Origin of the sequence: Nocardioides ureilyticus, from assembly GCF_051280745.1 — a bacterium.
Classification (GTDB): Bacteria; Actinomycetota; Actinomycetes; order Propionibacteriales; family Nocardioidaceae; genus Nocardioides.
This window is the reverse complement of record NZ_JBNCOG010000029.1, coordinates 24,821-47,116: the sequence shown is the minus strand read 5'-3', so window position 1 is coordinate 47,116 and position 22,296 is coordinate 24,821. Positions and strand designations below refer to the sequence as shown.

Genomic DNA, 22,296 nt, shown 5'->3' with positions numbered 1-22,296 from the left:
GTGCTCGCGTCCACGAACCAATTCACCACACACGCTCCCGTGGTGCCCCCGCTTGGCGGGGTGCCTGGGTGGCGCACACGATCCATCACATGTGAACAGAGACCTGGAAACACCCCGCCGGCAACAGCCGGCCTGGGTGTGACCACAAGAGTTACGGCGGCCATAGCGAAAGGGAAACACCCGGTCCCATCCCGAACCCGGAAGTTAAGCCTTTCAGCGCCGATGGTACTGCAACCGCGAGGTTGTGGGAGAGTAGGACGCCGCCGGACATACACTCCGTAGAGGCCACCGCAAGGTGGCCTCTACGTGTTTCTCCGGCAAGTCAGCGAATCGGGCCGAGTGGCCCGGGAAGTGCAGAGGTACGTCGTGGCCGAGGATCGTCGCAGCCAGCGCCCGTCCCGAGGGACGGGGAGCGGAGGTCGTCCCACGGGTCCACGCGGGGGCAAGGGCTCCTCGGCCGGCGGCCGGTCGGGCCAGTCCGGCGGGAAGCCCGCCGCCCGCTCGGGCCGCTCGAGCGAGCGCGCTGAGCGCTTCGACCCCACATCGGATGATCGCCGTGAGCGCCGCGGCGGCCGGGACAGTGGTGGCGGTGGCCGTCCCGACCGGGCAGGCAAGGGTTCCCGTCCCGGCCGCAAGGACGACTGGAAGCGGCCTGCGGAGAAGCAGGGCGACCGCACGTCGGAGCAGGCGCGGTACGACGGTCCCGACCTCCCGGAGGACATCACCGGCAAGGAGCTCGACCGGGCGATCACGGCTCAGCTCAGGGGCCTGCCCGAGAAGCTGGCCTCCCGCGTGGCGCGGCACCTCGCGGCGGCGGGCTCGCTGATCGACGACGACCCGGAGACGGCGTACCAGCACACGCTCGCCGCCCGGGCCCGCGCGCCACGCCTGGCCGTGGTCCGCGAGGCCACCGGCGAGGCCGCCTACGCCGCTGGTCACTACGCCGAGGCGCTGGCCGAGCTGCGCGCGGCGAAGCGGATGAACGGGGGGACGGCGTACCTGCCGATCATGGCCGACTGCCACCGGGCGCTCGGCCACCCCGACCAGGCCCTGAAGCTGGCGAAGAGCCCGTCGGTGGCCAACTTCGTTCCCGAGGCCAAGGCCGAGATGACGATCGTCGAGGCCGGTGCCCGACGGGACATGGGCCAGCTCGACGCTGCCCTGCGCACGCTCGAGCTCGCCCCGCTGACCTCGAAGACCCGCGCGTCCTGGGTGGTGCGCCTGCGGTACGCCTACGCCGACACCCTCGAGGCGGCGGGGCGGCTGACCGATGCGCTGGCCTGGTTCCACCGCACGCACGCCATCGACAGCGACGAGATCACCGATGCAGCCGACCGCGCCGAAGCGCTCGAGAAGCGGATCCCGCAGGACTGACTTGCGACGGGCGCCGGGTCGCTCAGCGGCCCAGCACCCTGACGACCGCGTGGGCGACGCCCGCCGGCTGGGTGCCGGCCCTGATGCCGTCCTGGTACCCGACGCGCACGCGGTCGATGACCACCACGGCGGGCAGCTGCCCGGTGACCTCGACGACCAGCGAGTCGCCGGGCGTGAGGCGCTGCCCCTCGGGGTCGACCAGCTCGCTGCAGAACGCCTCGGGGTCCGACGTCGCGGTGAAGGCGCCACCCCGGCAGAGCAGTGGCGCCACGTCGACCTCGGTGTTCGCGGTCGCCTCGACCTTGACGCCGTCGACCGTCAGGGTCCGCGCGAAGTCGTGCCGTGCGGCGAACATGCCGACGTAGACCGGTACGCCGACGGGCGTCGTCGCCTGCGGCGTGGCGGGGGACGTCGGAAGGGCCGGTGGCCGGGTCGTGTACCACGCGAGCACGGCGGCGACCGCGACCGCGAGCGCGACCCAGAGCGCGACGCGGACGGCCCGGCGCCGTCGGCTGACCTCGAGGGGTGCCGTGGTGGTCATGGCGGGAGAGTAGGCCACGTCACGGAGCGCCGTTGAGTGCCGGGTCCCGGCGGCGGGTACTGCGGAGCACTGCCTCGATGACCGTGCGTCGCGCGGGGCCTTCCGAAGGAGGAGCGATGCTGCGGTTCGTGGGATCCGGGGTGAGCGACGTGGGCCTCGTCCGCAGCAACAACGAGGACTCCGGCTTCGTCGGTGGGGGGCTGTGCCTGGTCGCGGACGGTGTCGGCGGTGCTGCGGCGGGCGAGGTGGCCTCGGCCACGGCGGCGCAGGCGTTCCTCGACGCCGTCGCGAGCGGGGTCGGCGACCCCGAGGAGGTGTTCGCCCGGGCGACCGACCTGGCCCGCGCCGGCATCCGGCGGGCGATCCAGCGCGACCTGAGCCGGCTGGGGATGGCGACGACCCTCACGGCGGTGCTCTCCGACGGCGACCGGGTGGTCCTCGGCCACGTCGGGGACTCCCGTGCCTACCGCCTGCGGGGCGGGACGCTCGTCCGGCTCTCGACGGACCACACCTACGTCGCGCACCTCCTCGAGTCGGGGCAGCTGCGCGCCGGGGACCTGGCCCGGCACCCGTGGCGCAACGTCGTGCTCCGGTCGCTGGACGGCGACCCCGCCGAGCAGGAGATCGACGTGGTCGCCGTCGACGTCGTGGTGGGCGACCGCCTCCTGCTGTGCAGTGACGGGCTCAGCGACCTGGTGTCGGAGGAGCGCATCGCCGAGCTGCTCGGCGGCCCCCGGACCGACGATGCGGCCCGGCTGCTCCTGGAGGAGGCTCTGGCCGCCGGGGGCCGGGACAACGTCACCTGCGTGGTGGTCGACGTCGTCGAGGACCGCGAGCCTCCCACGGGGGAGGACGCTGTCCGTCTCGGTGCCCTCACCGATGCCGCCAACGTCGTCCAGGGCGGTGCGCTCCGGTCGCCGTGACGGCTCCAGAAGACGGCCCCGCGGGACCACCCCGGGCACCGAGACGCTGGGCCACGACGGCGCGGCACCCGTGCCACACTCCCGGGCATGAGGAACGTCGACCGGCCGGCGCTGGAGGGCAGCGTCGCCGTGCGCGACGGGCGACGGCTGAGCTTCGCCGAGTACGGTGCGCGCCGCGGTCCGGCGATCGTCTGGATGCACGGGACCCCGGGTGGCCGGCGCCAGGTGCCGCTCGAGGCGCGTGCCCTCGCCGCGGACCGTGGCGTACGGATCATCGGCGTGGACCGTCCCGGGATCGGCACGTCGACGCCGCACGTCTACCCCGACGTGCTCGACTGGACCCGGGACCTCGAGCTCCTGCTCGACACGCTCGCCGTCGACACGGTGCGGCTCGTCGGGCTCTCCGGTGGCGGGCCCTACGTCCTGGCGGCCGGTGCGGTGCTGCCCGATCGGGTGCTCGGGATCGGCGTGCTGGGCGGAGTGGCTCCGACCGTGGGCCCCGACGCGGCCGAGGGTGGGCCGATCCAGCTGGCGGTGCAGCTGGCACCGCTGCTCGCGGTCGCGCGGGTGCCGCTCGGGGTGGCGCTCACGGGTTTCGTCCGCCTGGTCCGCCCGGCGGCGGGCAGCTTCCTGGACGCGTACGCCGCGCTCCAGCCACCGGGGGACCGGCGCCTGGTCGCCCGACCGGAGTTCAAGGCGATGTTCGTGGACGACCTCCTCAACGGCAGCCGCTTCCAGGCCTCCGCTCCGCTGACGGATCTCGTCCTGCTGACCCGCGACTGGGGATTCCGGCTGGACGAGGTGCGGGTCCCCGTGCGGTGGTGGCACGGCGACGGCGACCACATCGTGCCGCTCCGTCACGGCCAGCACGTCGTCGACCGCCTGCCGCACGCCGCCCTGTCCGTCATCGAGGGGGAGAGCCACCTCGGGGGCCTGGGGGTCACCGAGGAGGTCCTCGGAGCGCTGCTCGCGCTGGGCGGTGCACCGGAGGGCGCCGCTGCCGCCGGCTGACCGGTGGCGTCGCGGCGCCGGTGACGCGCCACATGTCCATACCGCTGGTGATTGGCAGCCGGATGGGTCACAATGGGAACCACAACTACATCGCTGTCACTCGATCGACTTCACTCCCGTACGAGACCGCTGGGGAAGGCGTAGCTCGCGCCGGAGGATGAAGGAGGTCACGGTGACCGCACGCACTGCTACCCGCACCGCGACGAGGGGCGTCCTGTACGTCCACTCAGCGCCGTCCGCGCTGTGCCCGCACATCGAGTGGGCCGTCGGTGGTGTGCTTGGTGCTGCCGTCAACGCCGACTGGACGCCCCAGCCGGCGCAGGCGGGCACCTATCGTGCCGAGCTCTCGTGGGCCGGCGCGCCCGGCTCGGCTGCCGCCATCGCCTCGGCGCTGCGCGGCTGGAACCACCTGCGCTTCGAGGTGACCGAGGAGCCCACCTCGGGGACCGAGGGTGCGCGCTACTCCTACACCCCGGAGCTGGGCGTCTTCCACGCCGTCACGGGCCTGCACGGGGACATCATGATCCCGGAGGACCGGCTCAAGGCCGCCGTGGTGAAGGCGGCCCTCGGCGAGACCACGCTCCTGGTCGAGATCGACAAGCTGCTCGGCAAGCCGTGGGACGACGAGCTCGAGACCTTCCGGCACGCCGGTGACGGCGCCCCGGTGCGCTGGCTCCACCAGGTGGTCTGAGCCGAGGACGACCGGCGCGCCAGGAGTCACAGCGCGCGTCAGCGGCGCTTGGGCTCCAGGCGGAAGTACGAGGGCTTCACCCAGCCCTTGTTGATCTCGATGATGCTGGTCTGCCAGGTGACGCGCATCTTGATCTTGAAGCGACCCGGCTTGATCGTCGGCCGGCACAGCGTCCACTGCCGCTTGCCCCTCGCCGGGTTGACGTCCACGTCGAGCGCGTGGCTCGCGATCTTCTCGCCCGTGCGGTCGACGAGGAAGATCTCCGCGGCCCAGTCGTCGCTGGGCGGGTCGACGACGTAGCGGTAGTTGTACTCGTGGCAGCCCGGCCGGATCCACCGGTCGAACGACGCCGTCTTGCCCCAGTCCTTGTGCTCGTAGGCCGCGACGGGCTGCAGGGCGCCGGCGAGCACCGCGAGCGTGGTCACGACGAGCGCGACGACCGCCCGGGGGGTCGTGCGGGTCATGGGTTCCTCCGACAGTGTGACGACGGTCTCGGAGGACCAACGGTAGGTGCCGCCCGCGGTTACGGCCCCGTGGGGATGAGCGGGCCGCGACCGGGAGGTGGGCCGCCGGGGCCGGTCAGAGCGGGATGTTGCCGTGGGCGCCGCGGTGGACGCCGCCGGCCTGCACGGCATCGTCGATGGCGCGGGCCAGGGCGCTGCGGGTGAGCGCCGGGTCGACGACCTCGTCGACCACGCCGATCTCGACGGCCCGGTCGACCCCGCCGGCCAGCTGCTCGTGCTCGGCGGCCAGCTCCGCCTCGACCTGGGGCCGGATCTCCGGTGCCACCTCGGCGAGGCGTCGTCGGTGCAGCACCCGGACCGCTGCGACCGCCCCCATGACCGCGACCTCCGCGCCCGGCCAGGCGAAGACGCGGGTGGCCCCCAACGAGCGGGAGTTCATGGCGATGTAGGCGCCGCCGTAGGTCTTGCGGGTCACCAGGGTGACGCGGGGGACCACGCACTCCCCGAACGCGTGCAGCAGCTTCGCGCCGCGGCGGACCACGCCGTCCCACTCCTGGCCGACACCCGGCAGGTAGCCCGGCACGTCGACGAGCACCACCAGCGGCACGCCGAAGGCGTCGCACATCCGGACGAAGCGGGACGCCTTCTCCGCGGAGAGGGAGTCCAGGCAGCCGCCCAGGCGCAGCGGGTTGTTGGCGACGACACCGACCGTGCGCCCGCCCAGCCGACCGAGCGCGGTGACGATGTTCGGGGCCCACCGAGCGTGGAGCTCCAGCATGGTGCCCTCGTCGAGGACCGACTCGACGAGCGGGTGGACGTCGTAGGCCCGCTTGCGCGACTCCGGCAGCACCGCCTCCAGGTCGCGGTCCTCGACCTCCTCGACGCGCAGGCTGCCCTGGGTGCCGAGGAGGGTGGCCAGGTCACGGGCGCGGTCGAGCGCCTCGCGCTCGGACTCGGCCAGGATGTGCACGACCCCCGACCGGCGGCCGTGCGGCTCGGGGCCGCCGAGCCGCAGCATGTCGACGTCCTCACCGGTCACGGAGCGCACGACGTCGGGGCCGGTGACGAAGATCCGGCCCTCCGGGCCGAGGATCACGGCGTCGGTCAGCGCCGGGCCGTACGCCGCGCCGCCGGCGGCGGGGCCGAGCACCACCGAGATCTGCGGGACCTGGCCGGACGCCTGGGTCATCACCTGGAAGATCCGCCCGACGGCGTGGAGGGAGAGGACGCCCTCCGCCAGTCGTGCGCCGCCGGAGTGCCACAGCCCGATGATCGGGACCCGGTCGGTGAGGGCGCGGTGGTAGGCGTCGACCACCACGCGGCAGCCCTGGTCGCCCATCGCTCCACCCATGACGGTGGCGTCGGAGCAGAACGCGACGACGCGGGTGCCGCCCACGGTGCCCACCGCGGCGAGCATCCCCGAGTCGTCGTCGGGGCTGATCAGCGTGAGCGTGTCGTCGTCGAGGAGCGCCCGCAGCCTGGTCAACGGGTGGCGGGGGTCCTGGTCCCGCGGCACCTTGGTGGTGGTGCGGGGAGCGGTCGCCGTCGTGGCGGCGTCGGCGGTCATCAGGCGCTCCGGAAGGCGATGGCCACGTTGTGGCCGCCGAAGCCGAAGGAGTTGTTGAGGGCGGCGACGTCACCGGCAGGCAGGTCGCGGACCTTGTCGGCCAGGTCGAGGCCCACGTCCTCGGGATCCTCGAGGTTGATGGTGGGCGGGACGGTGCGGTGGTGGAGGGCCAGCACCGTGGCCACGGACTCCAGCGCGCCGGCGGCGCCGAGCAGGTGCCCGGTCATCGACTTGGTCGAGGTCAGCACCGCGCCCCCGGCGGCGTCCCCGAGGGCGTTGCGGATGGCGAGCGCCTCGGCGACGTCGCCCTGGGGGGTGGAGGTGGCGTGGGCGTTGATGTGGACGACGTCGGCGGGGGAGAGGTCGGCGCGTTCCAGGGCGGTCCGCATCGCGCGGGTGGCGCCGGCTCCGACCGGGTCGGGCTGGGCGATGTCGTGGGAGTCCGCGGTGATGCCCGCGCCGGCCGCCTCGGCGTACACCCGGGCGCCGCGAGCAGCGGCGTGCTCGGCGGACTCGAGGACGAGGACGGCGGCGCCCTCGCCGAGGACGAAGCCGTCGCGGCCCTTGTCCCACGGCCGCGACGCGGCGGTCGGGTCGTCGTTGCGCTTGGAGAGCGCCATCATCTGGCCGAACGCGGCCATCGGCAGGACGTGCACCGCTGCCTCGGTCCCACCGCAGACGACGATGTCGGCCCGCCCGAGGCGGATGAGGTCGATGCCCAGCGCGATCGCCTCGTTGCCGGAGGCGCAGGCCGAGACGGGCGTGTGCACGCCCGCCCGCGCCCCGAGCGCCAGGCCGATGCCGGCGGCCGGTCCGTTCGGCATCAGCATCGGGATGGCCAGCGGGGACACCCGGCGCGGGCCCTTCTCGAGCAGTGAGTCGTAGTTCTGCAGCAGGGTGGTGACCCCGCCGATCCCGGACGCCATCGCCACGGAGAGGCGATCGGGGTCGACGCCCGCCTCCGTGGCGGTGCCGCTCAGCCCGGCGTCGGCCCAGGCCTCCTGGGCGGCGACCATGGCGAGCTGCCCCGAGCGGTCCATCCGCCGGGCCTTGACCCGGTCGAGGACCTCCGAGGGCTCCACGGCCACCTTCGCCGCGATGCGCGCGCCGAGGGGCTCGGCCCACTCCTCCTCGAGCACCGCGACACCGGAGCGGCCCTCGAGCAGCGCGGTCCAGGTGGAGGGGGCATCGCCCCCGACGGGGGAGGTCGATCCCAGGCCGGTGACGACGACGCGGGTGGCGGACATGGTTCTCCTCGGGGAGTGGGCGTGCGGCGGGATGGTCCGGCGGCGGCCGGGATCGGTGCGGTCAGGCGGAGGCGCGCTCGATGTAGGCGACGGCGTCGCCGACGGTCCGGAGGTTCTTGACCTCGTCGTCGGGGATCGTGACGCCGAACTTCTCCTCGGCGGCGACGACGACCTCGACCATCGACAGCGAGTCGACGTCGAGGTCCTCGACGAACGACTTGTCGAGCTGGACGTCGGCGGCGTCCACGCCGGCGACCTCGTTGACGATCTCGGCGAGGTCGGAGCGGATCTCCTCAGTGGTGGCCATGCTGGTGGTTCCTCTCGGTTGGGTGGTGCGGACGGTCCCCGACGTGGGGTCAGGGCACGGTGACGACCTGGGCGGCGTACGCCAAGCCGGCGCCGAAGGCGATGAGCAGCGCGGTGTCGCCGGACCGGGCGTCGCCCTCGGCGAGCATCCGGTCGAGGGCGAGCGGGATGGAGGCTGCGGAGGTGTTGCCCTGCTCGGCGATGTCCCGGGCGATGCGGACCGTCTCCGGGAGCTTCATGGCGCGGGCCATGGCGTCGGTGATCCGCATGTTCGCCTGGTGCGGGACGAAGCAGTCGAGCTGGTCGGGGGCGACGCCCGCGCGGTCCAGGGCCTGCAGGCCGACCTTGGCCATGGTGAACGAGGCCCAACGGAAGACCGCGCTGCCCTGCATCACCAGGTGGGGCATCACCGGCGCGTCGGCGGCGAGGACGTCGCGCCAGTCCTCGCGGGTGCGGATGAGGTCGAACTGCTCCCCGTCCGACCCCCACACGACCGGCCCGATGCCCGGCTCGTCGCTGGGGCCGACGACGGCCGCACCGGCGCCGTCGGCGAAGATGAAGGCGGTCCCGCGGTCGGTGAGGTCGGTGATGTCGGAGAGCCGCTCGACGCCGATGACGAGGACGTGCCGGGCGCTCCCGCCGCGGACCATGTCGGCGGCCAGCGAGATCCCGTGGCAGAAGCCGGCGCACGCGGCCGAGATGTCGAACGCCGCGGCCTGGTCGGTGCCCAGCTCATGGGCGATCGCGGTCGCCACGGCCGGCGTCTGCAGCAGGTGGCTGACCGTCGCGACGACCACGCAGTCGATCTGGCGCGCGTCGACGCCGGCGCGCTCCAGCGCCTGCCGGGACGCGGCGACCGACATCATCTGCACCGTCTCCTCGGGCGAGGCGAAGCGGCGCTCGCGGATCCCGGTCCGCTGCTGGATCCACTCGTCGCTGGAGTCGATGGCCTCGACCAGCTCGGCGTTGGCCACGACCCGCGCGGGACGGTAGGAGCCGATGCCCCACAGGCGAGCGTGGGGGGAGCCGCTCGGCGGACGCAGGGCGGCGCTCACGCGGCGCCCTCGGGGTGCAGCCGGAGCAGCGGTTGGCCGGGGGAGACCAGGTCGCCGTCCTCGACCAGCCACTCCACGACCTGGCCGCCGTGCTGGGCGGTCACCGAGATCCGGTCGCGCAGGCTGGCGACGTCGCCGATCGCCGTGCCGGCGGTGAGCACCGGAGCGCCGGCGACCGCGCCGGCGAGGTGGAAGGTCCCCTTCGCCGGCGAGACGACCATCCGCCAGGTCGGTGAGGTCTCCATCTCCGAGGACTCGCCGTGCTCCTCGCAGAAGGCGCGCGCGGCGTCGAGCTGGTCCGGTGTCTTGAGGGCGAAGGTCGCGACGCCCTTGAGCGCACGCTTGGCGATGCCGGTGAGGGTCCCGGCAGGCGGCATCTCGAGGATGCCGGTGACGCCCAGGTCGGCCATCGTCTCGAGGCAGAGGTCCCACCGTACCGGGGTGGCGATCTGCCCGACGATCCGGCGCAGGACCTCCCTGCCGTCGTGGACGACGTGGCCGTCGCGGTTCGAGATCACCCGCGTGCGCGGGTCGTGCGTCGACACCGAGCGGGCCAGGTGGGCGACGCGGTCGACGGCCGGGCGCATGTGCTCGGTGTGGAAGGCGCCGGCGACGCTCAGCGGCACCAGCCGGGCCTTCGGCGGTGCGTCGTCGGCCAGGGCGGCGAGCTGCTCGACCGTGCCGGCGGCCACGAGCTGGCCGGGTCCGTTGTCGTTGGCCGCCGTCAGGCCGTGGCGGTCGAGCGCCGCGAGGACCTCCTCGCGGTCCCCGCCCAGCACCGCGGTCATCCCGGTCGGGGTCGTGGCCGACGCCTGCGCCATGGCGTTACCACGCTCGCGGACCAGCACCATCGCCTGCTCGGCGGTGATCGCCCGGGCGCCGGCGGCCGCGGTCAGCTCGCCGACGCTGTGGCCGGCGACCGCACCGATCCGGGCGAAGGCGTCGGCGGGGTGGGGGAAGAGCTCGAGGGCGGCGACCAGGCCGGTGGCGACCAGGAGCGGCTGGGCGACCCGGGTGTCGCGGATCGTCTCGGCGTCGGACTCGGTCCCGTGCGTGACGAGGTCGATCCCGGCGACGGTCGCCAGCCACTCGAAGCGCGAGGCGAACGTCGGGTCCTCGAGCCACGGGCGGAGGAAGCCGGGGGACTGGGCACCCTGGCCGGGCGCGACGATGACGAGCACGTGCTCCAGCCTGCCCTGAGAGACCGGTTCGCTCCCCTCCGACGAGCACGAAAACGGAGGCCCGATTGTTGTGGGACCCCTACAAACAGCTCAGGTCGTGCGGATGGACTGCCGCCCGAGGACGAGGGCCATCCGCAGGACGAAGGCGTCCCGCGGCCGGCTGGGGCTGAAGCCGGTCAGGTCGGCGACCTGCCGCAGCCGGTACCGGACGGTGTTCGGGTGCACGAAGAGCGCCCGTGCGGTCGCCTCGATCGAGGAGCCCTGGTCCAGGTAGGTCGACAGGGTCTCGGCGACGGTGCCGCGGGCACGGACGAGCGGGAGGTGGACCTCCTCGACGAGGTGGCGCCGGGCATGGCCGTCCCCGGCGAGGGCACGCTCGGGCAGCAGCTCGATGCTCTGGACCGGTCGTGGTGCCGTCGGCCAGCCCGCGGCCGCCCGGTGGGCAGACACGGCTGCGCGGGCCGACACGTGGGCGTTCGCGAGGTCGTCGGCGGCCGGGCCCACCACGACCGGCCCGTCGCCGAACAGGCCGACGATCGTCTCGGCCGCCACGCGCGGGTCCTCGACACCGCCCAGGAGGACCACCAGCCGGTCGCCCTGCACGGCGCAGAGCGCCTCGAGGCCCGCAGCGCGCGCGACCCGGCGTACCTCCTCCGGCAGGTCGGTGGCGGGCCGCCGCTCGGGCACCGTCCCCAGCACGACGGCGACGTCGCCCGCCGATCCCCAGCCCAGGGCGCTCGCCCGGCTCAGCACGGCCTCGTCGGCCTCCGACCGCAGCACGGCGTCGACGACGAGGGCCTCCAGCCGGGCGTCCCAGGCGCCGCGGACCTCGGCCGCGCGTGCATAGACCTCGGCGGTCGCGAAGGCCACCTCCCGGGCGTAGCGCAGCACCGCGGCGCGGACGGTCGGCACGTCCTCGGGCGCGAGGAGGCGGTCGATGTCGGACTCGACCACCTCGATGGAGAGGCGCACGAGGTCGACCGTCTGCTGCAGGGTGATGACGCCGGCGAGCGCGCGCGGCGCGGCGCCGAACACCGAGGCGGCCAGCTGGTTAGCGCCGGGGGCGTGGGCGTCGTCGTCGGCGATGAACCAGTCGACGAAGCGCTTGATGCCGGCCTGGACGATGAGTCCGACCCAGGAGCGGTCCTCGGCGCTCAGCTCCCGGAACCACGGCAGCTCGGCGTCCATCCGGGCGGTCGCGGCCGTGCTGAGGGCCCCTGTCGCCCGCCGCAGGGAATCGGCGGTGCGGGTCCGGGGTACTCCTGCAGGACGGGTCGCCACGGGGCGAGGCTAGTCCTCCCGGCCGGCGAACTGACCGGTCGGAGGACGCGCGGCGCCCCAGCAGTGCGCGAACCTGTCGACCTTCGCCCCTCAGCTCCGCCGCAGGAGGACCCGGTGCCCGACCACCCGTACGACGTGCAGCACGTGACCATCCACGGGCACCGCCGGGCCTTCGTGAAGGTCGGCAGCGGGCCCGCGCTCCTGCTGCTCCACGGACTGGGCTGCGACCACACGACGTGGGCGCCGGTGATCGGGTTGCTGGCCCGCCGCTACACGGTGATCGCGCCGGACCTGCTGGGCCACGGCGACTCGGCCAAGCCGCGCGCCGACTACAGCCTCGGTGGCTTCGCCAACGGCATGCGCGACCTGCTGACCGTGCTCGGCGTCGACCGGGTCACGGTGGTCGGCCACAGCTTCGGCGGCGGGGTGGCGATGCAGTTCGCCTACCAGTTCCCAGAGCGGACCGATCGGCTGGTCCTCGTCGCCTCAGGCGGGCTCGGACCCGAGGTGTCGCCGGCGATCCGGGCGATCACGACTCCGGGCTTCCACCAGGCCATGGGGGTGCTCGCGCTGCCCGGCCTCCGTCACGCCGGCCGCGCGGCCATGAAGGCGCTGGCCGCAGCGCCCTCGCGCCACCTGCGGGACCTCGGCGAGGTGGCCGACATCGTGGAGTCCTTCAAGGACCCCGCCGCCCGCCACGCCATCCGCCACGTGGTGCGGGCGGTCGTCGACTGGCGCGGCCAGGTCGTCACGATGGCCGACCGGGCCTACCTGACCGAGGAGATGCCGATGGCGGTCGTGTGGGGCCACGACGACACGGTGATCCCGGCCCGCCACGCGGAGGTCGCCGCGCGGCTCGCACCCGGCGCGCGCGTCGAGGTGCTCCCGAACGCGGGCCACTTCCCCCACAAGGACCACCCGGAGCGCTTCGCGAGGCTGCTGCACGACTTCGTCCGCACGACGCAGCCCTCGACCTACGACCGGGAGCGGTTCCGCCGTCTGCTCGAGGACGGCTGCTCGACCCAGGCGGAGCTGGCCTCGGTGACCGAGATCAGCTCCGCCTGAGCGGCGTCCGGGGGTGTCGCCTCAGGCGTCGCCGCCCTCCTGCTCGACGCCGGCGACGGCCGTCGGGTCGTCGATCCGGTACGCCTGGAAGGCCTTCTCGACCTGCGAGCGGTCGATCTGCCCGGCGTCGGCCAGCGCCTGGAGGGCCTGGACGACGACCGACTGGGCGTCGATGTGGAAGTAGCGGCGTGCCGCGGGCCGGGTGTCGGCGAAGCCGAACCCGTCGGCACCGAGCACCCGGTAGTCACCGGGAACCCAGCGGGCGATCTGCAGCGGGACGGCCCGCATGAAGTCCGAGACGGCCACGACCGGCCCCTCCACGTCGACGAGCCGCTCCTCGACGTACGACGTGCGCGGCTCCTCGCCGGGGTGGAGCAGGCTCCACTCCTCGGCCTCGATGGCGTCGCGGGCCAGCTCGTTCCACGAGGTGACCGACCAGGTCTCGGCCTGCACGCCCCACTCCTCGGCCAGCATCCGGCGGGCGTCCTCCACCCACGGGAACCCGACGCCCGAGCCGAGCAGGGTCACCTTCGGTCCCTCGCCCGAGGCCGGTGAGACGCGGTGCATGCCTCGCAGGATGCCCTCGACGTCGACGTCGTCGGGCTCCTTGGGCTGGCGCACCGGCTCGTTGTAGACGGTGAGGTAGAAGATGACGTTCTCGCCGGACCCGTCGGGGCCGCCCTCGCCGTACATCCGCTCGAGGCCGGACCGCATGATGTGGGAGACCTCGTAGGCGAGGGCCGGGTCGTAGTGGACGACCGCGGGGTTGGTCGCGGCGAGCAGCGGCGAGTGGCCGTCCGCGTGCTGCAGGCCCTCGCCCGTCAGGGTCGTCCGGCCGGCGGTGGCGCCGATGAGGAAGCCGCGGGCGAGCTGGTCGGCCATGGCCCAGATCGAGTCGCCGGTCCGCTGGAACCCGAACATCGAGTAGAAGATGTAGAACGGGATCATGTGCTCGCCGTGCGTCGCGTACGCCGAGCCGGCCGCCGTCGCGGACGCCATGGCGCCCGCCTCCGAGATGCCCTCGTGGAGCATCTGGCCCTGGGCGGACTCCTTGTAGGAGAGCAACATGTTGCGGTCCACCGACTCGTACTGCTGGCCGGCCGGGTTGTAGACCTTCGCGCTCGGGAACATCGCGTCCATGCCGAACGTGCGGTACTCGTCGGGGGCGATGGGCACGATCCGCTTGCCGATCTCGGGGTCCTTGACCCAATCCTTGAGCAGGCGGACCACGGCCATGGTGGTGGCGACCGCGTTCTTGCCGGAGCCCTGCTTGAGCTCGGCGTAGGTCTTGTCGCCGGGCAGCGTCAGCGGCTTGGCGCGGACGACCCGCTTGGGGAGCGAGCCCCCGAGGGCGGCCCGCCGCTCCATCATGTAGGCGATCTCCGGGGACTCCGGTCCGGGGTGGAAGAACGGAGCAGCGCCGGTCTCCTCGTAGGACCGCTCGAGGTCGCGGTCGGAGATGGGCAGGTAGAGGCGGTCCCGGAACTTCTTGAGGTCGTCCTGGGTCAGCTTCTTCATCTGGTGGGTGGCGTTCTTGCCCTCGAGGGCGTCGATCGTCCAGCCCTTGACGGTCTTGGCCAGGATCACCGTCGGCTGCCCGACGTGCTTGGTGGCGGCGTCGAAGGCGGCGTACACCTTGCGGTAGTCGTGACCGCCACGGGGCAGCTTGGAGATCTGCTGGTCGGTCATGTGCTCGACCATGGCCCGCAGCCGCGGGTCGACCCCGAAGAAGTGGTCGCGGATGTACTCGCCGCTCTCGGTGGAGTAGGTCTGGAACTGCCCGTCCGGCGTGGTGTTCATCCGGTTGACGAGCACGCCGTCGACGTCGCTGGCCAGCAGCGGGTCCCACTCACGGCCCCACACGACCTTGATGACGTTCCAGCCGGCGCCGCGGAAGGTCGACTCCAGCTCCTGGATGATCTTGCCGTTGCCGCGCACGGGGCCGTCGAGCTGCTGCAGGTTGCAGTTGATGACCCAGGTGAGGTTGTCGAGCTCCTCGCGGGCAGCCACGCCGATGGCGCCCAGCGACTCGGGCTCGGCCATCTCGCCGTCACCGAGGAAGGCCCAGACGCGCTGCTGGCTGGTGTCCTTGATCCCGCGGTTGTGCAGGTAGCGGTTGAACCGCGCCTGGTAGATCGAGTTGATGCCGGTGAGGCCCATCGAGACGGTGGGGAACTCCCAGAACTCCGGCATCAGCCGCGGGTGCGGGTACGACGCGAGGCCCCGGCCCGGGCCGTGCTGGACCTCCTGGCGGAACCGGTAGAGCTGGTCCTCGCTCAGCCGGCCCTCGAGGAAGGCGCGGGCGTAGATGCCGGGGGAGGCGTGGCCCTGGATGTAGACCTGGTCGCCGCCGACGCCGCCCTCGGTGTCGGAGTCCTTGCCACGGAAGAAGTGGTTGAAGCCCACCTCGTACAGGCTCGCGGACGACTGGTACGTCGCGATGTGTCCGCCGACCTCCAGGCCCTTCCGGTTCGCGCTGGAGACCATCACCGCGGCGTTCCACCGGATGAAGGACCGGATGCGGCGCTCGGCCTCCTCGTCGCCGGGGAACCAGGGCTCGCGCTCTGGCGGGATGGTGTTGATGTAGTCGGTGCTGCGTAGGGCGGGGACGCCGACCTGCATCTGGCGGGCACGTTCGAGCAGTCGCAGCATCACGTAGCGGGCGCGCTCGCGTCCGCGCTCGTCGACGAGCGAGTCGAAGGAGTCGAGCCAGTCGTGGGTCTCGTCCGGGTCGATGTCGGGCAGCTGGGTCGGGAGCCCCTCGTGGATCACCGAGGGGGTCGAGCCGGTCCGGGTGCCTGAGGTGGTGGCTTGTTCTCCGGTCACTGCTGCATCGTTGCACGCGCGCCCGAGGGACGGAATCTACCCGCGAGTAGGCGGACCGGAGCGCCGGACGCCCCCCGGACCGCGGGTCTCGGGGGCCGGGACAGTTGCGGTCCGGCGCGGTCTCCGCTGGACTACTCCTCATCCGGCCGCGGAGCGCGGCCGTCCCGACCGCGTCTGGAGGACCACGTTGAGCTCGACCGAGGGTGGGGGGACCACCCGGACCGAATCCCCGAGCGGCCCGTCGCAGCAGGACGGACCCGCCGAACGCCTCGGGTTCAAGACGGGCATGGTCGTGCAGGAGCTCGGCTGGGACAACGACACCGACGACGAGCTGCGGGTCTCGATCGAGGACACCATCGACGCCGACATGGTCGACGGTGACTACGGCAACGTCGTCGACGCGGTCGTGCTCTGGTGGCGGCGCGAGGACGGCGACCTGGTCGACGGGCTCGTCGACGCGCTGACCGACCTCGTCGGTGGCGGGGCGATCTGGCTGCTCACGCCCAAGGTCGGCCGTCCCAACGCGGTGGACGCGGCCGACATCGCGGAGGCGGCGCCCGTCGCCGGGCTCGCGCAGACGACCACCGCGGCGGTGAGCAAGGACTGGACCGCGACCCGCCTCGTGGCGCCCAAGACGCCCGCGTAGGTTTCGACCCGTGCTCCACAACCTGCTCGGCCGCGCGACGGCCGCGGGCACCGGTGCCAAGGTGCTCGCCTCCTCGGGGATCGTCCGCCCCTACTCCCCGGCGGTCCTCGCCCGGCTCGCCCGCACGGTCAGGGCGTGGGGGACCGGCCCGGCGGGCGGCTTCGCGTCGTTGGCGCTGCGCTACCCCGATCGGGTGGGCCTCGTCGACGAGCTCGGCACCCTCACCTTCGGCGAGCTGCACCGGCGCTCCAACGCGCTGGCCCGCGCGCTGCGCGAGCAGGGTGTCGGTGAGGGCGACTCCGTGGCGGTCATGTGCCGCAACCACCGGGGGTTCGTCGACGTCACGGTCGCGGTGGCCAAGCTCGGCGCCGACCTGCTCTACCTCAACACCGCGTTCGCCGGCCCGCAGCTGGTCGACGTGCTCGAGCGCGAGGATCCCGCCGTGGTGGTCCACGACGAGGAGTTCACCGGGCTGCTGGAGAGCGCCCACGTCGAGCGGCGGGTGGTCGGTTGGACCGACTCCGAGGAGCAGCCCGCCGGCGTGACCACGCTCGAGGAGCTGCTCGCCGGACAGGACGACGCCGACCTCGACCCGCCGGCCCGCCACTCCCGGGTCGTCATCCTCACCTCGGGCACCACGGGCACCCCCAAGGGCGCGCCGCGCAACGAGGCAGGCGTCGACGCCGCGATCTCGCTGCTCTCGCGCATGCCGCTGCGGCACGGGTGGACCACGCACATCGCGGCGCCCCTGTTCCACACGTGGGGCTTCGCGCACATGGCGCTGGCCATGCTTCTCGGCTCGACCATCGTGCTGCGGCGCAAGTTCGAGCCGGAGGAGGCCCTCAAGCTGGTCGAGCGCGAGCGCTGCGACTCGCTCGTGGTCATCCCCGTGATGCTGCAGCGCATCCTCGGCCTCGAGGAGGAGGTGCTGTCGTCGTACTCCTTGGAGACCGTCAAGGTGGTCGCGGCCTCCGGTTCGGCGCTGCCCGGCGACCTCGCCGTCACGTGGATGGACCACTTCGGCGACAACCTCTACAACATCTACGGCTCCACCGAGGTGGCCTACGCCTCGATCGCCACGCCCGTCGACCTGCGTGAGGCGCCCGGCTCGGCCGGCATGCCGCCGTGGGCGACGACCGTCCGGATCTACGACGAGGACGGGAACGAGGTGCCCGCCGGCACCTCCGGGCGGATCTTCGTGGGCAACAACCTGCTCTTCGAGGGCTACACCGGCGGCGGCCACAAGGACATGATCGACGGGCTGATGGCCACCGGCGACGTCGGCCGCATCGGCGAGGACGGCCGGCTCTACGTCGAGGGCCGTGACGACGAGATGATCGTCTCCGGCGGGGAGAACGTCTTCCCCAAGGAAGTCGAGGACTGCCTCGCCCGCCACGAGGCGGTCGTCGAGGTCGCGGCGGTCGGCGTGGACGACCCCGACTACGGCAAGCGGCTCAAGGCCTGGGTCGTGGTGCGCACGGGCGCCTCCGTCGACGAGGACGAGCTCAAGGGCTGGGTCCGGGAGAACCTCGCGCGCTACAAGGTCCCGCGCGAGATCGTCTTCCTCGACGAGCTGCCCCGCAACGCCACGGGCAAGGTGCTCAAGCGCGAGCTGCAGCACGAGGTGGACGGTGACGGCGAGCACGCGGGGGAGCACGGGGCCGACCGGTGACCGGCCTCGTCCTGGGGGGCGCGGCTCCCGACTTCACCCTGCGCGACCAGTTCGGCCAGGACGTGACCCTGTCGTCGTACCGGGGGCGCAAGGCGGTGGCGCTCCTGTTCTTCCCCTTCGCCTTCTCCGGCGTCTGCACCGGCGAGATGGCGGAGGTCCGGATGCGGCTGGACGAGTTCCTCACCTTCGACACCGAGGTCCTGGCGATCTCCTGCGACCCGATGTTCGCGCTGCGCGCCTTCGCCGACGCCGACGGCCTGAACTTCCCGCTGCTCTCGGACTTCTGGCCGCACGGTGAGGTGTCCCGGGCCTACGACGTCTTCGACGAACGCTCCGGTGCACCGCGCCGCTCCTCCTACGTGGTGGACCGGGACGGGACCGTGCGCTGGGCGGTCCACAACGCCACCTCGGAGGGACGCGACCTCGACGAGCACCTGAGGCAGCTGGCCGCCCACGCCTGAGGGCGGTGGTCTGGACCGCTGGGGCCGACCTCGGCCGTTCCCCGGCGGGGCCCGGTGAGGGCGCCTAGAGTTCTGGTCGTTGAGCCGCTGGTGACCCGAGACGCCAGCGGCTCAACTCATTCCCGGGCTCGGGTGGATCCGGTAGGCGTCGTCCCGCCGGCCACCGTCTAGTCTGTGGCCGCCCGCGCGGGCACCGGGCGTATAGCTCAGCGGTAGAGCTCCTCGCTTACAACGAGGCGGTCGGGGGTTCGATCCCCTCTGCGCCCACCGGTCACGAGGTGGCGCTCCCCGCGGCGCCACGGGAGCGCACTGCCCGGGGAGCCGCCCCCCACCAGCGGCGGGCCGAGCGGGAGAGCGCGGACTGCTCGGCGAACCCGACCATGCCGGCCACCTGGCCGAGGGGCAGGCGGGTGGTGGTGAGCAGCCGCAGGGCGACCTGGCGCCGTACGTCGTCGAGGACCGCGCCGAACGTCGTGCCCTCCGCGGCCAGCCGGCGCTGGAGGGTGCGGGGATGCAGGTCGAGCAGGGAGGCGACCGTGCCGACGTCCACCGGACGGGTGCCGAGCGCCTCCTGCACGACGGCGCGCACCCGGGGCGCCAGGCGCTGCTCGAGGCTGGGCGCCTGCTCGGCCAGGAACGCGAGCGCGAGGCGGCGCAGGTTGTCGTTGACGCCGGTGAGCGCGTGGGACGACAGCTCCCGCGGCACCCGCAGCACCGCGGCGGGGACGTCGCGGCCCACGCGGACGGGCGCGCCGAAGAACGCCTCGTACGCCGCGGGTGGGGCGGCCGGCCGGTAGGGCAGGTCGACGCTGCGCAGGCCGTAGCGCCCGCCGACCAGGTAGGTGATCGTGCGGTGCACGAAACCGACTCCCAGGTCGGTGCCCTGCACCGGACCCGCGCTCGTGGCGGGTCCGTAGAGCAGCGCTGCGGAGGAGCGGTCGCCCGACGGGTCGGGCCCGACGGTGAGGCTCAGGGAGCCGGCGTGGACGAAGAGGTACCGCGAGGTGCACGCGAGCGCGTCGCCCAGCGTGGGGGAGTGCTGGATCGCCACCGCCAGCGACCCCAGCATCGCGAGGTCCTGGCGCCGGGCGATGCGCAGGCCGAGGTCGGGCACGTTCAGCTCGTGGGCCGCGAGCTCGAGCACGGCGGCCGCCGCCCGGTCCGGCACGAGCACGTCGTCGCTGTCGAGGGCCTCCACGGGCAGCTCGGCGGCCCGCGCCAGCCGCTCGGCGTCGCCACCGAGCTCCGCGACCGTCGCGCGGAGGCCGCGCAGGCCGGCGGAGCGGATGTAGGCCACCGCCGCAGCCTCGCGCGCTCTGTCGCCACCGGGCAAATCCATGTCGCGTCAGGGCAAGTGCTGGCCGGCCTGGGTCGCCGATCATGGGTCCATGGAGCAGACCGTGCCTCGCCAGCAACCGGCCCAGGACGCACCCCCGCACGTCGACGTCGTCGTGGTGGGCGCCGGGCTCTCCGGGGTCGGTGCCGCCTACCGGCTGCAGACCGAGCGCCCCGGCACGACGTACGCCGTGCTGGAGTCGCGCGAGGACCTGGGCGGGACGTGGGACCTGTTTCGCTACCCCGGGGTGCGCTCGGACTCCGACATGTACACCCTCGGGTACTCCTTCAAGCCGTGGCGCGACGGCAAGTCGCTCGCCGACGGGCCCTCGATCCTCGCCTACATCCGCGAGACGGCGCAGGAGCACGGCATCGACCGGCACATCCAGTTCTCGAGCAAGGTCGTGGGCGCGGACTTCGACACCGCCCGGTCCCGGTGGACGCTCACGGTCGAGGACCCCAGGACCGGCGCCCGCCGGACCATGACGTGCGGCTTCCTCTACTCCTGCGCCGGCTACTACGACTACGAGCACCCCCACGACCCGGCGTTCCCGGGCGTCGAGGACTTCGCCGGCACCGTCGTGCACCCCCAGTTCTGGCCTGAGGACCTCGACCACGCCGGCAAGCGGGTCGTCGTCATCGGCTCCGGCGCGACCGCGGTCACGCTCGTCCCGTCCATGCTCCGGGGCGACGACGCGGCGGCGCACGTCACGATGCTGCAGCGCACCCCGACCTGGATCAGCGCGGTGCCGGGCCGGGACCGGAAGGCGGAGAAGATCAAGGCCGTCCTGCCGGCCGACCTCGCCCACCACGTGATCCGGGCGAAGAACATCGCCTTCAGCACGGCGTTCTACCAGTTCTGCCAGCGGCGCCCCGCCCAGGCTCGCAAGCTGCTCACCGGCCTGTCGACGAAGATCCTGGGCGACGCGCAGCTGGTGGCGGACCACTTCACGCCGTCGTACGACCCCTGGGACCAGCGCCTGTGCGCGGTGCCGAACGCCGACCTCTTCCGCGTGGTCAAGGACGGACGAGCCGAGGTGGTCACCGACCGGATCGCGCGGTTCGTGCCCGAGGGCATCGCCCTGGAGTCCGGCCGCGTCCTGGAGGCCGACGTGGTCGTCACCGCGACCGGCCTGAAGCTGCTGGCCTTCGGTGGCATCGAGCCGCAGGTGGACGGCCGGGCGGTGGAGCTGTCGGAGCAGTTCGTCTGGAACGGCGCGATGATGACCGGGGTGCCCAACTTCGCAGTCTGCATCGGCTACACCAACGCGTCGTGGACCCTCCGCGCGGACCTCACCCACCGCCTGGTCTGCAAGGTGCTGCGGTGGATGGAGCGCACAGGCCACCAGGCGGTGGTCCCGCAGCCCGAGGGGGACCTCGCGCCCCGTCCGCTGCTCGACCTCGCCGCCGGCTACGTCCAGCGCTCCATCGGCGCGTTCCCCCGCCAGGGCGACAAGGCGCCGTGGCAGGTGCGGCAGAACTACGTGTTGGACTCGGTCCGCACGCTGCGCACGGACCTCGCCCGGACCCTGGCACCGGTGCAGCCGCCGGCCCCGGCCCAGCAGGCGGCCGAGCCGATGGAGGTGGGCGCATGAGCTGGCAGCCGGACCTCCTCGGTGAGGGCTACGAGCAGCAGGTGCTCGAGCTGGGCCCCGACCCCGACGGCGAGGGCGAGGTCGTCGCGGTCCTCGTCCGCCGGACCGTGCAGGCCCAGGAGGAGGTGCGGGGCGCCGTGCTCTACGTGCACGGCTTCTCCGACTACTTCTTCCAGACCGAGCTCGCCGACTTCTTCGCGGAGCGGGGGCTCGCCTTCTACGGCCTCGACCTGCGCAAGTCCGGCCGGTCCCGACGCGCCGGGCACACCGCGCACTACGCCGCCGACCTCGCGCACTACGACGCCGAGCTGGAGCAGGCCCTCGAGCTGGTCGCGGCCGACCACGGCGCCGACGCGCCCGTCGTGGTCGTCGCCCACTCCACCGGCGGCCTGATCACCCCGCTGTGGCTGGACCGCCGGCGCCGCGAGGGTCGCACCGCCCCGGTCGCCGGCCTGGTGCTCAACAGCCCGTGGTTCGACCTGCAAGGCAAGCCGGTGATGCGCGGCCCGGTCACCCAGGCCCTCCGCGCGGTCGCCAAGGTGGCGCCGCTGCGCGCCCTGGACCTGCCTGCGAGCACCGTCTACGGGGACTCGCTGCACGTCAGCCGCACCGGCGAGTGGGACTACGACCTCGACCTCAAGCCGCTCACCGGCTTCCCGGTCACCGTGGGCTGGCTCAACGCCGTGCGGCGCGGACACGCGCGACTGCACCGGGGGCTCGAGATCGGCGTCCCGTCGCTGGTGCTGCGCTCGGACAAGACCCACTACTCCCGGGTGCACAGCGACGCCTGCGACCGAGCCGACACGGTCCTCGACGTCCGTCAGATCGCCCGCTGGGCGGGGTGCCTCGGCGGGGAGACGACGGTGGTGCCCGTCGTGGACGCCCGGCACGACGTCTTCCTGTCCCTGCCCGAGCCGCGCCGCGCGGCGTACGCGTGCGTGGACGACTGGCTCGCCCGGCACCTGCGTTCCTGATCCGGCCCCCGGCGGCGCCGCTCGTCGGTTCGTGAGAGCGTCCTCATCCGCGGCTCACGGACACCTCACCCCGGCCGCGCA

General features: G+C 73.2%; 20 protein-coding genes, 1 tRNA gene and 1 rRNA gene. 12 read left to right on the top strand and 10 right to left on the bottom strand.

Annotated features, from left to right (window positions below):
* Positions 1-152: 152 nt before the first annotated feature.
* Positions 153-269 (top strand): 5S ribosomal RNA (rrf, locus tag ACSMHG_RS15260).
* A gap of 97 nt (positions 270-366) precedes the next feature.
* On the top strand, positions 367-1,374 hold the full coding sequence (locus ACSMHG_RS15255) for a tetratricopeptide repeat protein (protein WP_435746617.1): 1,008 nt from the start codon (positions 367-369) through the stop codon (positions 1,372-1,374).
* A gap of 22 nt (positions 1,375-1,396) precedes the next feature.
* Here the strand turns inward: ACSMHG_RS15255 and ACSMHG_RS15250 are convergent, their stop codons facing one another.
* Positions 1,397-1,915, bottom strand: a complete 519-nt coding sequence (locus ACSMHG_RS15250; RefSeq protein ID WP_435746615.1) for a hypothetical protein — start codon at positions 1,913-1,915, stop codon at positions 1,397-1,399.
* Positions 1,916-2,031: 116 nt separating this feature from the next.
* On the opposite strand from ACSMHG_RS15250, the gene ACSMHG_RS15245 reads away from it, so the two are divergent.
* From ACSMHG_RS15245 to ACSMHG_RS15235, 3 genes are all read left to right on the top strand, one after another.
* Entirely contained in the window at positions 2,032-2,838 is an 807-nt protein-coding gene (locus ACSMHG_RS15245) for a PP2C family protein-serine/threonine phosphatase (protein ID WP_435746613.1), read from the top strand.
* A gap of 87 nt (positions 2,839-2,925) precedes the next feature.
* Positions 2,926-3,849 (top strand): alpha/beta fold hydrolase, encoded by a 924-nt coding sequence (locus ACSMHG_RS15240; protein WP_435746611.1) that lies wholly within the window; start codon positions 2,926-2,928, stop codon positions 3,847-3,849.
* Positions 3,850-4,006: 157 nt separating this feature from the next.
* A complete protein-coding gene (locus tag ACSMHG_RS15235) occupies positions 4,007-4,540 on the top strand; it encodes a DUF3145 domain-containing protein (protein WP_435746609.1) in 534 nt (177 codons plus the stop codon).
* Between the two features lie 38 nt (positions 4,541-4,578).
* On the opposite strand, the gene ACSMHG_RS15230 is transcribed toward ACSMHG_RS15235, so the two are convergent.
* From ACSMHG_RS15230 to ACSMHG_RS15200, 7 genes are all read right to left on the bottom strand, one after another.
* Positions 4,579-5,004: a hypothetical protein gene (locus ACSMHG_RS15230; RefSeq protein WP_435746607.1), complete on the bottom strand. Its 426-nt coding sequence runs from the start codon at positions 5,002-5,004 to the stop codon at positions 4,579-4,581.
* 115 nt (positions 5,005-5,119) lie between these two features.
* Positions 5,120-6,571, bottom strand: coding sequence for an acyl-CoA carboxylase subunit beta (locus ACSMHG_RS15225; RefSeq protein WP_435746605.1), 1,452 nt, complete (start codon positions 6,569-6,571; stop codon positions 5,120-5,122).
* Entirely contained in the window at positions 6,571-7,818 is a 1,248-nt protein-coding gene (locus ACSMHG_RS15220; protein ID WP_435746603.1) for a beta-ketoacyl-[acyl-carrier-protein] synthase family protein, read from the bottom strand. The genes ACSMHG_RS15225 and ACSMHG_RS15220 overlap by 1 nt, the downstream gene beginning before the upstream one ends.
* A 61-nt stretch (positions 7,819-7,879) precedes the next feature.
* On the bottom strand, positions 7,880-8,125 hold the full coding sequence (locus ACSMHG_RS15215; RefSeq protein ID WP_435746601.1) for an acyl carrier protein: 246 nt from the start codon (positions 8,123-8,125) through the stop codon (positions 7,880-7,882).
* A 49-nt stretch (positions 8,126-8,174) separates the two neighbouring features.
* Positions 8,175-9,179: a beta-ketoacyl-ACP synthase III gene (locus ACSMHG_RS15210; protein WP_435746599.1), complete on the bottom strand. Its 1,005-nt coding sequence runs from the start codon at positions 9,177-9,179 to the stop codon at positions 8,175-8,177.
* Entirely contained in the window at positions 9,176-10,360 is a 1,185-nt protein-coding gene (locus ACSMHG_RS15205; protein WP_435746597.1) for an acyltransferase domain-containing protein, read from the bottom strand. Before ACSMHG_RS15205 ends, ACSMHG_RS15210 begins: the two co-directional genes overlap by 4 nt.
* Positions 10,361-10,450: 90 nt before the next feature.
* A complete protein-coding gene (locus ACSMHG_RS15200; RefSeq protein WP_435746595.1) occupies positions 10,451-11,641 on the bottom strand; it encodes a PucR family transcriptional regulator in 1,191 nt (396 codons plus the stop codon).
* 114 nt (positions 11,642-11,755) lie between these two features.
* Between ACSMHG_RS15200 and ACSMHG_RS15195 the strand changes: the two genes are divergently transcribed.
* Positions 11,756-12,706 carry an alpha/beta fold hydrolase gene (locus tag ACSMHG_RS15195; RefSeq protein ID WP_435746593.1) on the top strand — a complete coding sequence of 317 codons (951 nt, stop codon included), beginning with the start codon at positions 11,756-11,758 and terminating at the stop codon, positions 12,704-12,706.
* Between the two features lie 21 nt (positions 12,707-12,727).
* On the opposite strand, the gene aceE is transcribed toward ACSMHG_RS15195, so the two are convergent.
* Positions 12,728-15,532: a pyruvate dehydrogenase (acetyl-transferring), homodimeric type gene (gene aceE, locus ACSMHG_RS15190; RefSeq protein ID WP_435746591.1), complete on the bottom strand. Its 2,805-nt coding sequence runs from the start codon at positions 15,530-15,532 to the stop codon at positions 12,728-12,730.
* A 187-nt stretch (positions 15,533-15,719) separates the two neighbouring features.
* Here aceE and ACSMHG_RS15185 point away from each other — a divergent pair, with 187 nt between their 5' ends.
* The 4 genes from ACSMHG_RS15185 (at position 15,720) to ACSMHG_RS15170 (ending at position 18,578) form a co-directional block, all read left to right on the top strand.
* A complete protein-coding gene (locus ACSMHG_RS15185; RefSeq protein ID WP_435746589.1) occupies positions 15,720-16,178 on the top strand; it encodes a DUF3052 domain-containing protein in 459 nt (152 codons plus the stop codon).
* A 10-nt stretch (positions 16,179-16,188) separates the two neighbouring features.
* The gene (locus ACSMHG_RS15180; RefSeq protein ID WP_435746587.1) at positions 16,189-17,850 is read left to right on the top strand and encodes an AMP-binding protein; all 1,662 of its coding nucleotides are present in this window, start codon (positions 16,189-16,191) and stop codon (positions 17,848-17,850) included.
* Positions 17,847-18,311 carry a peroxiredoxin gene (locus ACSMHG_RS15175; RefSeq protein ID WP_435746585.1) on the top strand — a complete coding sequence of 155 codons (465 nt, stop codon included), beginning with the start codon at positions 17,847-17,849 and terminating at the stop codon, positions 18,309-18,311. The genes ACSMHG_RS15180 and ACSMHG_RS15175 overlap by 4 nt, the downstream gene beginning before the upstream one ends.
* Positions 18,312-18,506: 195 nt before the next feature.
* Positions 18,507-18,578: transfer RNA gene (locus tag ACSMHG_RS15170), tRNA-Val, on the top strand.
* 4 nt (positions 18,579-18,582) lie between these two features.
* On the opposite strand, the gene ACSMHG_RS15165 is transcribed toward ACSMHG_RS15170, so the two are convergent.
* Positions 18,583-19,608 (bottom strand): AraC family transcriptional regulator, encoded by a 1,026-nt coding sequence (locus ACSMHG_RS15165; RefSeq protein WP_435746583.1) that lies wholly within the window; start codon positions 19,606-19,608, stop codon positions 18,583-18,585.
* A 91-nt stretch (positions 19,609-19,699) separates the two neighbouring features.
* Between ACSMHG_RS15165 and ACSMHG_RS15160 the strand changes: the two genes are divergently transcribed.
* A complete protein-coding gene (locus ACSMHG_RS15160; RefSeq protein ID WP_435746581.1) occupies positions 19,700-21,241 on the top strand; it encodes a flavin-containing monooxygenase in 1,542 nt (513 codons plus the stop codon).
* Positions 21,238-22,215, top strand: coding sequence for an alpha/beta hydrolase (locus ACSMHG_RS15155; protein WP_435746579.1), 978 nt, complete (start codon positions 21,238-21,240; stop codon positions 22,213-22,215). The genes ACSMHG_RS15160 and ACSMHG_RS15155 overlap by 4 nt, the downstream gene beginning before the upstream one ends.
* The last annotated feature ends 81 nt before the right edge of the window (positions 22,216-22,296 follow it).

Coding starts and splice junctions, on each gene's coding strand:
- ACSMHG_RS15250 (WP_435746615.1), bottom strand. CDS start 1,915: ATGACCACCACGGCACCCCTCGAGGTCAGCCGACGGCGCCGGGCCGTC.
- ACSMHG_RS15245 (WP_435746613.1), top strand. CDS start 2,032: ATGCTGCGGTTCGTGGGATCCGGGGTGAGCGACGTGGGCCTCGTCCGC.
- ACSMHG_RS15240 (WP_435746611.1), top strand. CDS start 2,926: ATGAGGAACGTCGACCGGCCGGCGCTGGAGGGCAGCGTCGCCGTGCGC.
- ACSMHG_RS15235 (WP_435746609.1), top strand. CDS start 4,007: ATGAAGGAGGTCACGGTGACCGCACGCACTGCTACCCGCACCGCGACG.
- ACSMHG_RS15230 (WP_435746607.1), bottom strand. CDS start 5,004: ATGACCCGCACGACCCCCCGGGCGGTCGTCGCGCTCGTCGTGACCACG.
- ACSMHG_RS15225 (WP_435746605.1), bottom strand. CDS start 6,571: ATGACCGCCGACGCCGCCACGACGGCGACCGCTCCCCGCACCACCACC.
- ACSMHG_RS15220 (WP_435746603.1), bottom strand. CDS start 7,818: ATGTCCGCCACCCGCGTCGTCGTCACCGGCCTGGGATCGACCTCCCCC.
- ACSMHG_RS15215 (WP_435746601.1), bottom strand. CDS start 8,125: ATGGCCACCACTGAGGAGATCCGCTCCGACCTCGCCGAGATCGTCAAC.
- ACSMHG_RS15160 (WP_435746581.1), top strand. CDS start 19,700: ATGGAGCAGACCGTGCCTCGCCAGCAACCGGCCCAGGACGCACCCCCG.
- ACSMHG_RS15155 (WP_435746579.1), top strand. CDS start 21,238: ATGAGCTGGCAGCCGGACCTCCTCGGTGAGGGCTACGAGCAGCAGGTG.